Below are 12,828 nucleotides of genomic sequence, written 5' to 3' on the forward strand. Positions count from 1 at the left end.
CGCAGGCACACATCGGATCGTTCCCGATGGTCGGCCTTCGGGCGGCCACAGCGGCGGGGCACCACCCGTACCCATCCCGAACACGGAAGTTAAGCCCGCCAGCGTTCCGGTAAGTCCTGGAGTGCGAGAGCCTCTGGAAACACCGGTTCGCCGCCCACCACTCATACAGTTTCACGCCCACCAGCACCGCGCTGGTGGGCTTTTTCCATTTTCACACGCCGTCGAAGCCGAACAGTCACAACGCCCGCCGACGAAGCCTCCCCGCGACCAGCGGGTTCCCGAACTAATCGCGATCCGAACCACCACAGAGACGATCGCGAGGACGACGGAGACGGCCACGAGCTACTTCGCGATCGTCATGCTCATCCCAGCGATCCCTCTCGCAGTGATTACAGCCGCGACGAGCGCCAGCGCGAAGAACACGATCGCAGACCGAAGGAACCCGGCGCTAAAGAACTGAAGTGACGGGCCGACCGACAGCGGATCGAGTCCGACTTCTCCACCCGTTAGCGACAGGTGTATCGACCCACACACTGCAAACGCATCGGTACGACGGACGTACGGGGTGACTCGTCGCTGAGTAGGAACGGTACCTGTCATCCGACCGGACAGACGCTGCTCGGAGTGAACACGCGAGAAACTGAACGAACCGGGTCGGTACCGAGCGAAGGAAAATGGGAGTGCTCCGGCAGGGATTTGAACCCTGGTCATTGCCGTGAGAGGGCAATATGATTGGCCGGACTACACCACCGGAGCGCGGTGATGCACTACGTCTGTGCAACTCTGCGTATGCCTGTGGACTGTAAAACGGTGTCGGTTCGCCACCGCCGTGTGTGGGTTTGGCGTGCTGGCTGTCGGGTTAGACGGCGTCTCCGACGACGCCGGCGATCTCGTCCGCCAACGCGACCAGCCGTTCGTCCGCACCGAATCCCGTGGCGACTTGCACGCCGACGGGGAGCCCGTCCACGTCGCCGGCGGGGAGACCGATCGTCGGGAGCCCGGCGTGCGTCCACGGGAGGTTCATCACCGGGTCCCCGGTGTCGTCGATCCCCTCGGGCGCGGGCCCGAGCGCGGCCGGCGCGATCCACGCGTCGATACCGTGGTCCTCTACCGTCGACGCGAGCGAGTCGCGCAGCGCGTCCCGCCCGCGTCGACCGCGGACGAGCGCCGACACCGGCGCGGACCGCCCGTCCTCGATCAGCTCGCGGGTCGCGTCGGCGTAGCGGTCGGCGTATCGGTCGTACCACTCCCCGTGTGCGAGCGCGGCTTCGGCGGCGACGAGCGTGTTGTGTCGATCGTTCACGTCGTCGATATCGGAAATCGCCTCGACACCGACGAGTTCATAGCCCGCGTCGGCAAGCGCGTCCAGCGCTTGTTCGAACGCCTCACGCCCTATATCGGACACTTGGTCGAGATACCGACCGCTCGGAACGCCGAGCGTCGGCTTGCCGGTTGGCCCCTGCCCGTCCCAGTCGTCCCAGCCGTCGAGAAGGACGGACGCCGCGAGGGCCGCGCCGGCGACGTCACGCGTGAAGGTGCCGACGTGATCGACCGACGCCGCTAACGGGATCACTCCGTCGGTCGGAACCCGACCGCGGGTGGGTTTGAACCCGACGACGCCGCAGAACGCCGCGGGTCGGATGACCGACCCGACGGTTTGTGTGCCGAGCGCGAGCGGAGTCGTTCCGCTCGCGACCGCGGCCGCGGATCCGCTCGACGACCCTCCGGGCGTGTGGTCGAGGTCGTGTGGATTTCGCGTCGGCGCGGGGGCGAAATACGCGAACTCCGTCGTGTGTGTCTTCCCAGCGACGGTCGCTCCCGCCGCGCGGAGCCGTCGGACGGCGGTCGACTCCTGTCCGGCGAGCGCGTCCGGGGGAAGCTCGGAGCGCGCGCGCGTCGCCAGCCCGTCGACGTGGAAGATGTCTTTCACGCCGACTGGAACGCCGAACAACGGCGGCCGGTTCGTCCCGTCGCTCGCGTCGCTCTCCGACTCGGTTCGGGAATGTCGCGCGCGAAGGGCGTCCGTTTCGTCGGTCAGCCACGCGCGGGATTTCGCTCCGTCGACCCACGCCCGTATCTCCGGGTCGCGGGTTTCGATCCGATCGCAAAGCGTGTTCGCGTACGCCGTCGGGTCCCGATCGCCGGTCCGGAACGCGGCGGCGAGCGGTGCGAGCGCCTCGCCGGTTCGATCGTTGTCCATGTGAACGGATTCTGTGGGGCTCGGTAGTAGTTCTTCGGAGCCGGTTCCTCGATCGCCGCTCGCGTCTGGACCGCGAGCGGCGGCTTGACGATCGATCCGGATCAGGTCCGCTTCGACCGGGCCTCGCGTACGTCAGCCCCGTCTCGAAGCTTGTCCTCGCAGTTCGGACACACGCGCACGGTCTCCCGTTCGCCGGGCGCGAACACCCGAACGTACCTCTCGGTTACGAATCCGCCACAGTTTGCACACTCCGGCATCGAGCGGACCAATTCGTTTGATCGCTAAAAAGGCACCCCCGAATACGTCGTTCACCCGTCGGATACCGGATGCGACGGGGATACTCGACGACGATCGCAGAACCCCCGGCCGACATGGGGCGCCGCGGACGCCGGTTACGCGACGCGGTCGCCGCCGGCGAACACCGCGGCGGGGTCCTGCCACGCGTCGGCGTCCGCGGCGGGGTTGTCGTCGAGGACGACCAGATCCGCCCGGTAGCTTTCGGCGACGCGACCGACGTCGTCGAGTCCACACAGCTCCGCGGCGGTGACGGTCGCGGCCTCCAGCGCAGCCTCGGGGCTCATGCCGAACTCGACCATGTACGCCAGCTCGTCGGCGATGTCGTCGAAGTGGTTGAACGGCGTACCGGCGTCGGTGCCCATCGCGATGTCGACGCCGGCGGCCTCGGCGTGCTCGAAGGAGGAGGCGAACGCCTCGCTGGCCTCGACAGCCTTGTCCATCGCCGATTCGGGGATCCCGGCGTCGGGGTTCTCGACGATGTTCTTCAGGGCGGCCGCGGTCGGGACCCAGTAGGTCCCCTCGGCGGCCATCGCCTCCGCCGCCTCCCGGTCCATGAACGTGCCGTGCTCGATGCTCGTGATGCCGGCGTCGACGGCGTTGAGCAGTCCCTCCTTCCCGTGGGCGTGTGCGGCCGTCGGGACGCCCTTGGCGCTCGCGGCGTCGACGAGCGCCGCCAGTTCCTCGGCGGTGAGCTCCGGCGCGCCGGTCTGGGCGCCCTCCGTGAGCACGCCGCCGGTCGCCATGCACTTGATCACGTCCGCGCCGCGTTTGAGCTGTTCGCGGGCGGCCCTGCGGACCTCGTCGGGGCCGTCGGCCTCGCGGCCGAACCAGTGGCCGTGGCCGCCGGTCATCACGACGTTCTCCCCGCACGCGAGCACTCGCGGGCCGACGAGTCGCCCCTCGGCGACCGCGCGGCCGGCGTCGAGCGCCAGCGCCCCAGTGGCGCCCAGGTCGCGGACGGTGGTGACACCCGCCTCTACGGCCTTTCGGAGGTTCGCAGCGGCGATGTACGCGTGGTCGAAGTCGCTCTCGTTCTGGGCGGTCGCGACGTCCGGACGCCCGTCCATCATCAGGTGAACGTGCGAGTCGATCAGACCCGGCGAGACGAACTGGCCGCTCACGTCCGTCTCGGAGTCGCCGCGGCCGATGTCGCCGACGGCGACGATCTCGCCGTCCGCGATCGCCACGTCCGCCTCGCGGGCGCCGTCCGCGTCGACGACGGTCCCACCGTTGAGTACGTGCATACGGTTCCGTATCACGGAGAGCGCCTAAAGGCGGTGGTCCCGGCGGCCGAGGGGGAGTTCTCCGGCGGCGTTCGAGAGCGGAACCGTTCGGGACGCGCGCGGCCAGTCGAAAAACGGGGGATCGGCTCGCTCCTCGGGGCTCCGGCGGTCGGTTACGCCTTGAAGTCGATCGTGTCGAGCTGCTCGATGTTCCCCTCCACGTCGGTGTTGAACGTGAAGTACTCGTAGCTGACGGCGGTCATGTCGCCGTTCTCGTCGAAGTCGACCGACGAGGACGCGCCGGAGTAGTACACCTGTTCGCCGTTGAGTGCGGCCCGCATCCCCTCCGCGAGGTTCTCCGGGGTGACCTCCATCCCGTCGTTCGGGTTGGCGACCGCGGTCATGTTCTCTTTGATCGCCTGGCCGTCGTTCTCGCCGGTGACGGCGTTGGCGAGCAGACAGACCGCGGAGGCGTCGTACGCCTGCGCGTTGAACGCGCCCGGAGCGCGGTCGTACTCCTCCTCGTACAGCGAGGTGAACGCCTCCTGGCCCGGACCGGTCGCCAGCGGCGCGGTGCCGTAGACGTTGGACATGTCGTAGCCGACCTCGTCCGGGAGCGTTGAGTCGCGCAGCCCGTCGGTCACCATGATGTCGGTGTCGTTGCCGTACTCCGCGTAGAAGTCGCGGAAGATCTGGATCCCCGAGGCAGGGTAGCCGATCACGACCAGCAGGCTCGGCGAGTCGTTCATCGCCGAGGACAGCGGCGAGGAGTAGCTGGACTGCTCCTTCTCGAAGGCGATGGACTCCTGGACGCTCCCGGAGTGCTCCTCGGTGAAGGAGCTCGCGAACACCTCCGCCAGCTTCTGCCCGTAGTCGTTGTTGACGTACATGATCGACGCCGACGAGTCGCCGAGGTTGTTCGCGGCGACGTCGGCCATCACCTGCCCCTGCAGCGCGTCCGAGGGGGCCGTCCGGAAGATCAGTCCGTCGTCGTCGAGGTCGGTGACCGCCGGCGACGTCGACGAGGGGGAGACGCCGACCATCCCGTTGGGGATGAACACCTGTTGGGAGACCTGCAGGTTCACGCCCGAGGAGGCCGGTCCGCACACGGTCGGGTAGCCGGCGTTCGCGAGGCCGTTCGCCGCCTGAATCCCCGCCTGCGGGTCGGTCTGTGTGTCCTCGACCGTCTGGTCGAACTCCGCGGGGACGTCGCCCGCGGCCTCCAACTGCTTGACCGGAAGCGTGCCGCCGTCGCGGATCGGCCCGCCGAGCGACGCCAGATCGCCGGTGAGCGGCATCAGCACGGAGTGCTGGATCGTCCGCGCCGACCCGGAGTCGTCGGACGCCTCGGTGGTCTCCCCGCCGGCGTCGGTCTCCCCGCCGTCACCGCCGCCGTTGCCACCGTCGCCGCCCGAATCGTTCTGGGTGATACATCCCGCGAGTCCGACGACGCCTGCCGTTCCGGCGCCCTTCAGGACGTCACGGCGATCGATATTGCGTGCCATGTGAGAGCCAATGCCGTAGCAGTTTATAAATTTGACCGAACGCGAGCGACACGCGGCGGTTCGTGTGAGACCGGCGGACCGACACGCCCAAGCCGTCCCGCGGGGGACGACTATCAAATGACGTACCCCTCGTTCGTCGTCGGCATCGCCGGGGGGACCGGCGCTGGAAAGACGACGGTCACCCGGCTGATCACCGAACGCGTCGCCGACTCGGTGACGCGGATCCCGGTCGACAACTACTACCGGGACCTCTCGCATCTCGATCTCGAGGAACGCGCGGAGGTGAACTACGACCACCCGGACGCCTTCGAGTGGTCGCTCCTTCGCGACCATCTCGAGACGCTGCTGTCGGGCAACAGCGTCGAGATGCCGCAGTACGACTTCGAGATCCACAACCGAAAGGGGGAGACGGAGACCGTCGAGCCGACCGACGTGATCGTCGTCGAGGGGATCCTCGCGCTGTACGACGAGGATATCAACGACATGTTGGATCTCCGCCTGTACGTCGAGACCGACGCGGACGTGCGCATCCTCCGGCGCATCGAGCGCGACGTGGTCGAACGCGGCCGCGACCTGGAGGGCGTGATCGAGCAGTACCTCTCGACGGTGAAGCCGATGCACGAGCAGTTCATCGAACCCACGAAGAAGCACGCCGACCTGATCATCCCCGAGGGGGCCAACCGGATGGCGATCAATCTGCTCGAGGAGAAGCTCCAAAACGAGGTCGAGGGCGAGGGGACGCGCACGTGGGAGCGCGAGGACTTCGAGCGCGAGATCGGCGGACGAACGCGCTGAACGCGCGGGCGGCGAGATCCGACCCCGGCGAGCCGCCCTGTCGGCTCGATCGGCGTCCGCGCGACGGCCGGCCGGGATCGATCGGACGCCCCCGATCGGCCGGGATCGATCGGCGGGCTACGCGATGGCTCGGTCGGACGCTCGACGAGAAACCGCTGCGATCGGTCGACTCGACGCGGGCTACCCGCGGGTACGGGTGAACGCGTCGGCGCCCTCGTACGTCCAGAGGTCGTTGGCGCGCATCGTCTCGCCGACGGCCTTGTGGAAGGCGACGATGTCCTCGAACTCCGTGTCGTCGTCGATATCTTGGAAGACGTCGTCGACGGAGACGACGGTGTCCGCGTCGAGCCGCACCGGATGGTCGGCGAACTCCTCGCGGTAGTCGCCCGCGCGCAGCGGGAAGTCGTCCTCCTCGTCGACCTTCTTCACTAGCACCGCGTGCCCGTACTTTCGGCGCCCCTCGCTTCCCTGTTCGCCGTCGGGGTCGTGGGGCCAATCGTGCGCACTCATTACACGGCGGTAGTCGCGGGGGGCGATTAGTCGTTTCGTTCCCCGCACCGCTCCTCGGTGGGCGCCGGTCCCGAAGCAGTCCGTGGCGATCCCACGGCGGTCCGTGCCGACACCGACGCGTACATGGCGTCGGAGCAGTCTCGTTCGCGTGTGAACCGGAACGACAGATCGATCGTCGGGCTCACGATGCTGGCCCACGGGATGGTCCACACCTACGAGCTGTCCATCCCGATCTTCATCCCCATCTGGCTGGCGGAGTTCGACGTCGTGGCGCTGGGCCCGGTCGAGGTCGCGGTCACCTCCGCGACGCTCGGCCTGCTGGTGACGGTCGGATACGGCCTGTTCGGCCTGGGCGCGCTCCCGGGCGGCGTGCTCGTCGACCGCGTGGGATCGAGCCGTCTCATCACCGCCTGTCTCGTCGGGATGGCGGCCGCGTTCGTTTTGCTCGGGGCCGCGCCCGGACTCGTGGCGATAACCCTCGCGATGGTCGTGTGGGGCGTCTCCGCGTCGGTGTATCACCCCGCGGGGCTGGCGCTGCTCTCGAAGGGCGTCGAGGAGCGCGGCACCGGCTTCGCGTACCACGGCATCGCAGGCAACCTCGGGATCGGTCTCGGGCCGCTGCTCACGACGCTCCTGCTGTTGGTCCTCGACTGGCAGACGGTCGCCGTGATCCTCGCGGCGCCGGCGCTGTTGGCGGCGCTGTACGCGGTCCGCGCGAGCTTCGACGAGACCGCGGCCGTCGAGACCGCCGCCGACGGCGGCGAGGACGCGGGCGACTCGAAGGCCGACGCCGGCGTCGAGTCGCTCACGGAGTTCGTCGCCGAGTCGCGCGTGTTGTTCTCGGGGGGATTCGCGCTCGTGTTCCTCGTCGTGATGATGTCCGGGCTGTACTACCGCGGCGTGCTCACGTTCATGCCGGAACTGCTCGACGGCCTCCCCGGATTCGAGCCGGTGGTCGTCGGGTCGCTGTTGCCCGGCGGGATCGCCGACTCCCTCGGCGGGCTCGTGGCTCGGGAGGTGTCGCCCGCGAACTACGTCTACTCCGGGCTGCTCATGATCGGCGTCGTCGGCCAGTACGTCGGCGGGAAGCTCACCGACCGCATCCCCGTCGAGCGCGGCATCGCGCTCAGCTTCGGGCTGCTCGGCGTGCTGGCGCTGTTGTTCCTCCCGGTCGCGAACCTCGGGTTCGGTCCGTTCCTCGTGTTCGGGGCCGTGCTCGGGATGGCGCTGTTCGTGGTGCAGCCGTTCTATCAGGCGACCGTCGCCGAGTACACCCCCGCGGGCACCCGCGGGCTGTCGTACGGCTACACCTACCTCGGCGTCTTCGGCGTCGGCGCGCTCGGCGGCGCCGTCGCCGGCACCGTGTTGACCTACGCGAACCCGCCGACGCTGTTCGGCGTGCTCGCTGGCTTCGGGTTCGTCGCGTCCGCGACGGGCGTGGTGCTGGCCCGGAGGTAGGCGCGGGAGGGCCGCGGCGACGCGACCACTTCCGACGGGCGGACCGGGGCGATGCGCGTCCCGCAACGCCCAAACATCCGCCCGGAGTATACGTAGCCAATCAGATGGACCCGAAAACCGAGATGACGAGCGTCGACCTCGCGGCCCTCGCCGGGGAGCTCTCCCGGTACGAGGGAGCGAAGGTGGACAAGGTCTACCTCTACGGCGACGATCTCGTCCGCTTCAAGCTCCGCGACTACGACCGCGGGCGGGTCGAGCTCCTCGTCGAGACGGGCGACGTGAAGCGGTGTCACGTCGCCGATCCCGCGAACGTCCCGGACGCGCCCGGCCGCCCGCCGGAGTTCGCCAAGACCCTCCGCTCGCGGCTGGCGGGCGGCGAGATCGTGGACGTGGCGCAGTACGAGTTCGACCGCATCCTCACGTTCGACTTCGAGCGGCCCGACGCGAACACGCGCGTCGTCGCCGAACTGTTCGGCGAGGGGAACGTCGCCGTCCTCGACGAGACCGGCGAGGTCCAGCGCAGTCTGGAGACGGTCCGGCTCAAGTCGCGGACCGTCGCGCCCGGCAGCCAGTACGAGTACCCGCAGTCGCGGATCAACCCCTTCGACGTGCGCTACGAGGTGCTCGAGGCCCGGATGGAGGAGTCCGACACCGACGTCGTCCGTACGCTCGCCACGCAGCTCAACATGGGCGGCCTCTACGCCGAGGAGTTCTGTACCCGCGCGGGCGTCGAGAAGACGCTCGATATCGCCGACGCCGGCGAGGAGCAGTACCGCGCGATCTACGACGTGATCCAGCGCATGGGCGAGCGCCTCCGCTCCGGGGGTCTCGACCCTCGCCTGTATCTGGAGGACGACGCCGTCGTCGACGTGACCCCGTTCCCGCTGGAGGAGCGGGAGGGCATGGAGGCGGAGGCGTACGACGACTTCAACGCGGCGCTGGACGAGTACTTCTACCGGCTCGATCTCACCGAGGACGAGGAGGTCGACGACGCCCCCGACTTCGAGGCGGAGATCGCCAAGAAGCAGCGCATCATCGACCAACAGGAGGGCGCGATCGACGACTTCGACGAGCGCGCGGCCGCCGAGCGCGAGAAGGCGGAGGCCGTGTACGCCAACTACGACCTCGTCGCGGACGTGCTCTCGACGATCCAGTCCGCCCGCGAGGAGGGGCGAGGCTGGGCGGAGATCGACGAGACGTTCCTCGAGGGCGCCGACCGCGGCATCCCCGAGGCGGAGGCCGTCCGCGGCGTCGACGGCTCGGAGGGGACCGTCGACGTCGACCTCGACGGCACGGTCGTCACCCTCGACGCCGGCACCGGGCCGGAGAAGAACGCCGACCGGCTGTACACGGAGGCCAAGCGGATCGAGGAGAAGAAGGAGGGCGCGCTCGCGGCGATCGAGAACACCCGCGAGGAGCTGGAGGCCGTGAAACAGCGCAAGGAACAGTGGGAGCGCGACGACGGCGACGACGGCGACGCCGCCGACGATGGCGACGGCGACGAAGACGTCGACGAGCACGCGGATGTCGACTGGCTCACCCGCCAGTCGATCCCCGTCAGACAGCAGGACTACTGGTACGACCGCTTCCGGTGGTTCGAGACCAGCGACGGGTTCCTCGTCATCGGCGGGCGCAACGCCGACCAGAACGAGGAACTCGTGAAGAACTACATGGAGGGCCGGGACCTGTTCTGTCACGCGCAGGCCCACGGCGGCCCGGTCACGCTGATCAAGGCGACCGACCCCTCGGAGGCCGCCCGCGACGTGACGATCCCCGAGCAGTCACGGAAGGAGGCCGCCCAGTTCGCCGTCTCGTACTCCTCGGTGTGGAAGGACGGCCGCGGCGCCGGCGACGCGTACGTCGTCACCCCGGACCAGGTGTCGAAGACGCCCGAGTCGGGCGAGTACATCGAGAAGGGAGGGTTCGTGATCCGCGGGGAGCGCGACTACTACCGCGACATGCCCGCGGAGGTCGCGGTGGGCGTACAGGTCGAACCCGAGACGCGGGTGATCGGCGGCCCGCCGAGCGCGGTCGAGCCGCGCGCGGAGACGACGATCCGGGTCACGCCCGGACGATACGCCCAGAACGACGCCGCGATGAAGTGCTACCGACGACTCAAGGAGCGGTTCGCGGACGAGGGCTTCGTCCGCAAGGTCGCCTCCGCCGACCTGATCCAGGAGTTCCTCCCCCCGGGCGAGAGCGACCTGCTCGGGGAGTAAGCGTGCTCCGGGAGGCGCTCCGGTACCCGCTCGGGGCCGCGGACGACCGCGGCGCGACCGCGGAGGCGCTCGCGACCGGCGGCGGACTCCACCTGCTCGCCGCGCTCGTCGCTCCGCTGTGGCCGCTATCGCTGCTCACACCGGTCGCGACGGTGCTCGTCGTCGGCTACCTGGTCCGGGTGTTCGGCGCGGCCGGCGAGGCGGAGGACCCCGCAACGCTTCCCTCGTTTCGCCGACCGGTCGGCCTGCTTCGCGACGGACTCGTCGCGAGCGCGCTCTCTGTCGTCGTCCTGCTGGTCCCGGTCGTCGTCCTGCTCGTCACCGTCGCCGGTGCGACGTCGGGCGGGGCCGCCGGCGGCCCGATCGACCCGACGACGCCGCTTGGATACGGGGTGACGCTCGTCGGCGGGACGGTGAGCCTGCTGCTGGCGGTCGGGGTCGCGTACCCGCTGCCGGCGATCCTCGCCGGATACGCGCGCGCGGACCCCGATTCCGCCGTTCGCGCGCGGGTCGCCGAGGGGGTCTCGGTCGGGTCCCTGCGCCGGACGGCCACGTCCGGGCGGTACTTCTACGCGTGGACCGTCGGCGCGATTCTGCTCGCGTTCGGGGCGGCGCTTGCCGGTGCCGGCTCCCGCCCCGTCAAACTCGTCGGCTTCTTCGGGCTGTTCTACCTGGAGGTCGCCGGGGTCGCGGCGTGGAGCCGGGGGATCGGTGAAAACCGTTAACCACGCCGCTGGTAACGGTTCGGTATGTTGGAAGACGCGCTCGGGTACCCCCTGCGAACCGACGACCGCGTCGCCACGCTGATCGTCGGCGGCGCGCTGATCGTCGCGAGCGTGTTCGTGCTCCCGGCGTTCGTGCTGCAGGGCTATCTCGTTCGAGTGCTGCGTTCGGCGGCGACGGGCGAGCGGGCCGCCCCGTCGTTCATCGACTGGGGGGAGCTGTTCGTCGACGGGCTGAAGCTCGTCGTCGTGCAGGCGGCATACAGTCTCGTTATCTCGGTTCCGACCGTCGGGGCGGTCGTCCTCTTCGTCGTCGGCGGCGCGACCGGAAGCGAGGCGGGCGTCGCGGCGTTCGGGACGGTCAGCCTCCTCCTGCTCCTGGTCGCGACCCTGCTGTCGATCCTTGTCGCGTACGTGCTGCCGGCGGCGATGACCAACTTCGCGCTCGCGGGCGAGCTGAGCGCGGCGTTCGATGTCGAGGCGGTTCGCGAGGCTGCGCTTTCGGGACGGTACCTCGTCGGCGTCCTCTTCGGCGTCGTGCTCGGGGGCGTCATCAGTGCCGTCGTGAGTCCGGTCGCGTTGATCCTGATCGGGATCCCGGCGCTGTTCTACGGCCAGGTCGTCGCTTACTACTGCTTCGGCCGCGGATTCGCCGAGGCGACCGACGCGACGGCCGGCGAGGACACGAGCGAACCGACCGACGTGCCCGACAGGTCCGGACTGGAGCAGCCCCGAGTGGGCCGATGAGTCGATCCGAACCGGGCGCACACACCCCGGCGAGAGCCGGCGTCTCGGAGGGCCTTTGTACGCGCCCGACGCACTCGTCGATATGCGAATCGACTCGCGCGGCCGCGGCGAGGAGGGGCGCGAGCGCCTGACGGTCACGCCCGAGACCACCGACGACCTGTGGCACCTCTCGCACGTCCTCGAGCCGGGCGATCACGTCGAGGCGGACACGACCCGCAGAGTCACCCGCAACGACGATCAGCTCCGGGACAAGGGCGGCGAACGGGAGCACATGCGCGTCACCATCGAGGTCGAGGACGTGGAGTTCGCCCGCTTCGCCAACCGCCTGCGCGTCGGGGGCGTCATCGTCGGCTGCTCGCGCGAGGACGAGATCGGTCACCACCACACGCTCAACGTCGAGGAGCGCTCGGAACTCACCGTCGAGAAGCGCTTCAAGCCCGACCAGATCGAGCGCATCGAGGAGGCCGAGGCGGCCACCGGCGCGCCCGACGTGGCCATCGCCACCGTCGAGGAGGGAGCGGCGTTCATCCACACGGTCCAGCAGTACGGCACCGAGGAGTACGCGAGCTTCACCAAGCCGACCGGGAAAGGCGAGTTCTCCCGCCCGCGCGACGAGCTGTTCGACGAGCTCGGCTCGGCGCTGTCACACCTCGACCCCGAGGCGGTCATCCTCGCGGGACCGGGGTTCACCAAGAACGACGCCAACGACTACGTCGACGAACACTACCGCGACCTGAGCGACCGCGTCACGGTCGTGAACACCTCCGCCGCGGGCGACCGCGGCGTCCACGAGGTGCTCAAGCGCGGCGCCGTCGACGAGGTGCAACGCGAGACGCGTATCGCCCGCGAGGCGGAACTCATCGACGAGCTCACCGAGCGGATGGCCGAGGGCGCGAAGGCCACCTACGGCGTGAACGAGACGATGGAGGCGGCGGAGTTCGGCGCCATCGAGACGCTGCTCATCGTCGACGAGCGCCTGCGCGCCGAGCGGCAGGGCGAGGGCGACTGGGACATCGACGTGAACGACCTCGTCGAGACCGCCGAACAGAAGGGCGGCGACGTGGTCGTCTTCTCGGAGGAGTTCGCGCCCGGCCAGCAGCTGAAGAACCTCGGCGGCGTCGCCGCGCTCCTGCGGTACCGACTCCAGTGACG

At 69.2% G+C, this 12,828-nt stretch carries 11 protein-coding genes, 1 tRNA gene and 1 rRNA gene; 7 read left to right on the top strand and 6 right to left on the bottom strand.

The genetic code is table 11. The features are described from left to right. Nucleotides 1-37: 37 nt before the first annotated feature. Nucleotides 38-159 (top strand): 5S ribosomal RNA (rrf, locus tag K6T25_RS14445). A 522-nt stretch (nucleotides 160-681) separates the two neighbouring features. Here the strand turns inward: rrf and K6T25_RS14455 are convergent. From K6T25_RS14455 to K6T25_RS14470, 5 genes are all read right to left on the bottom strand, one after another. Further along, a tRNA-Glu gene (locus K6T25_RS14455) sits at nucleotides 682-756 on the bottom strand. Nucleotides 757-859: 103 nt separating this feature from the next. After that, complete coding sequence (locus K6T25_RS14460) at nucleotides 860-2,200, bottom strand: amidase (RefSeq protein WP_222915270.1); 1,341 nt, start codon at nucleotides 2,198-2,200, stop codon at nucleotides 860-862. Nucleotides 2,201-2,301: 101 nt separating this feature from the next. After that, nucleotides 2,302-2,457, bottom strand: coding sequence for a DUF7563 family protein (locus tag K6T25_RS15840; RefSeq protein ID WP_284062460.1), 156 nt, complete (start codon nucleotides 2,455-2,457; stop codon nucleotides 2,302-2,304). Nucleotides 2,458-2,592: 135 nt separating this feature from the next. Next, the gene (locus tag K6T25_RS14465) at nucleotides 2,593-3,741 is read right to left on the bottom strand and encodes a metal-dependent hydrolase family protein (RefSeq protein ID WP_222915272.1); all 1,149 of its coding nucleotides are present in this window, start codon (nucleotides 3,739-3,741) and stop codon (nucleotides 2,593-2,595) included. Nucleotides 3,742-3,893: 152 nt separating this feature from the next. Continuing rightward, nucleotides 3,894-5,225, bottom strand: coding sequence for an ABC transporter substrate-binding protein (locus tag K6T25_RS14470; protein WP_222915273.1), 1,332 nt, complete (start codon nucleotides 5,223-5,225; stop codon nucleotides 3,894-3,896). 117 nt (nucleotides 5,226-5,342) lie between these two features. On the opposite strand from K6T25_RS14470, the gene udk reads away from it, so the two are divergent. Further along, nucleotides 5,343-6,020, top strand: coding sequence for a uridine kinase (gene udk / locus K6T25_RS14475; RefSeq protein WP_222915275.1), 678 nt, complete (start codon nucleotides 5,343-5,345; stop codon nucleotides 6,018-6,020). A 180-nt stretch (nucleotides 6,021-6,200) separates the two neighbouring features. On the opposite strand, the gene K6T25_RS14480 is transcribed toward udk, so the two are convergent. Further along, nucleotides 6,201-6,530 (bottom strand): DUF5785 family protein, encoded by a 330-nt coding sequence (locus K6T25_RS14480; protein WP_222915277.1) that lies wholly within the window; start codon nucleotides 6,528-6,530, stop codon nucleotides 6,201-6,203. 123 nt (nucleotides 6,531-6,653) lie between these two features. Here K6T25_RS14480 and K6T25_RS14485 point away from each other — a divergent pair, with 123 nt between their 5' ends. From K6T25_RS14485 to K6T25_RS14505, 5 genes are all read left to right on the top strand, one after another. Then, on the top strand, nucleotides 6,654-7,988 hold the full coding sequence (locus K6T25_RS14485; protein WP_222915278.1) for an MFS transporter: 1,335 nt from the start codon (nucleotides 6,654-6,656) through the stop codon (nucleotides 7,986-7,988). 104 nt (nucleotides 7,989-8,092) lie between these two features. After that, the gene (rqcH, locus tag K6T25_RS14490) at nucleotides 8,093-10,207 is read left to right on the top strand and encodes a ribosome rescue protein RqcH (protein WP_222915280.1); all 2,115 of its coding nucleotides are present in this window, start codon (nucleotides 8,093-8,095) and stop codon (nucleotides 10,205-10,207) included. A gap of 2 nt (nucleotides 10,208-10,209) precedes the next feature. Continuing rightward, nucleotides 10,210-10,932: a DUF4013 domain-containing protein gene (locus K6T25_RS14495; protein ID WP_222915282.1), complete on the top strand. Its 723-nt coding sequence runs from the start codon at nucleotides 10,210-10,212 to the stop codon at nucleotides 10,930-10,932. A gap of 24 nt (nucleotides 10,933-10,956) precedes the next feature. Next, nucleotides 10,957-11,676 carry a DUF4013 domain-containing protein gene (locus tag K6T25_RS14500; protein WP_222915284.1) on the top strand — a complete coding sequence of 240 codons (720 nt, stop codon included), beginning with the start codon at nucleotides 10,957-10,959 and terminating at the stop codon, nucleotides 11,674-11,676. A gap of 82 nt (nucleotides 11,677-11,758) precedes the next feature. After that, a complete protein-coding gene (locus tag K6T25_RS14505) occupies nucleotides 11,759-12,826 on the top strand; it encodes an mRNA surveillance protein pelota (protein WP_222915285.1) in 1,068 nt (355 codons plus the stop codon). Nucleotides 12,827-12,828: the final 2 nt, after the last annotated feature.

Origin of the sequence: Halobaculum rubrum (genome assembly GCF_019880225.1) — an archaeon.
Lineage (GTDB): Archaea > Halobacteriota > Halobacteria > Halobacteriales > Haloferacaceae > Halobaculum > Halobaculum rubrum.

Coding starts and splice junctions, on each gene's coding strand:
- K6T25_RS14460 (WP_222915270.1), bottom strand. CDS start 2,200: ATGGACAACGATCGAACCGGCGAGGCGCTCGCACCGCTCGCCGCCGCG.
- K6T25_RS15840 (WP_284062460.1), bottom strand. CDS start 2,457: ATGCCGGAGTGTGCAAACTGTGGCGGATTCGTAACCGAGAGGTACGTT.
- K6T25_RS14465 (WP_222915272.1), bottom strand. CDS start 3,741: ATGCACGTACTCAACGGTGGGACCGTCGTCGACGCGGACGGCGCCCGC.
- K6T25_RS14470 (WP_222915273.1), bottom strand. CDS start 5,225: ATGGCACGCAATATCGATCGCCGTGACGTCCTGAAGGGCGCCGGAACG.
- udk (WP_222915275.1), top strand. CDS start 5,343: ATGACGTACCCCTCGTTCGTCGTCGGCATCGCCGGGGGGACCGGCGCT.
- K6T25_RS14480 (WP_222915277.1), bottom strand. CDS start 6,530: ATGAGTGCGCACGATTGGCCCCACGACCCCGACGGCGAACAGGGAAGC.
- K6T25_RS14485 (WP_222915278.1), top strand. CDS start 6,654: ATGGCGTCGGAGCAGTCTCGTTCGCGTGTGAACCGGAACGACAGATCG.
- rqcH (WP_222915280.1), top strand. CDS start 8,093: ATGGACCCGAAAACCGAGATGACGAGCGTCGACCTCGCGGCCCTCGCC.
- K6T25_RS14500 (WP_222915284.1), top strand. CDS start 10,957: ATGTTGGAAGACGCGCTCGGGTACCCCCTGCGAACCGACGACCGCGTC.
- K6T25_RS14505 (WP_222915285.1), top strand. CDS start 11,759: ATGCGAATCGACTCGCGCGGCCGCGGCGAGGAGGGGCGCGAGCGCCTG.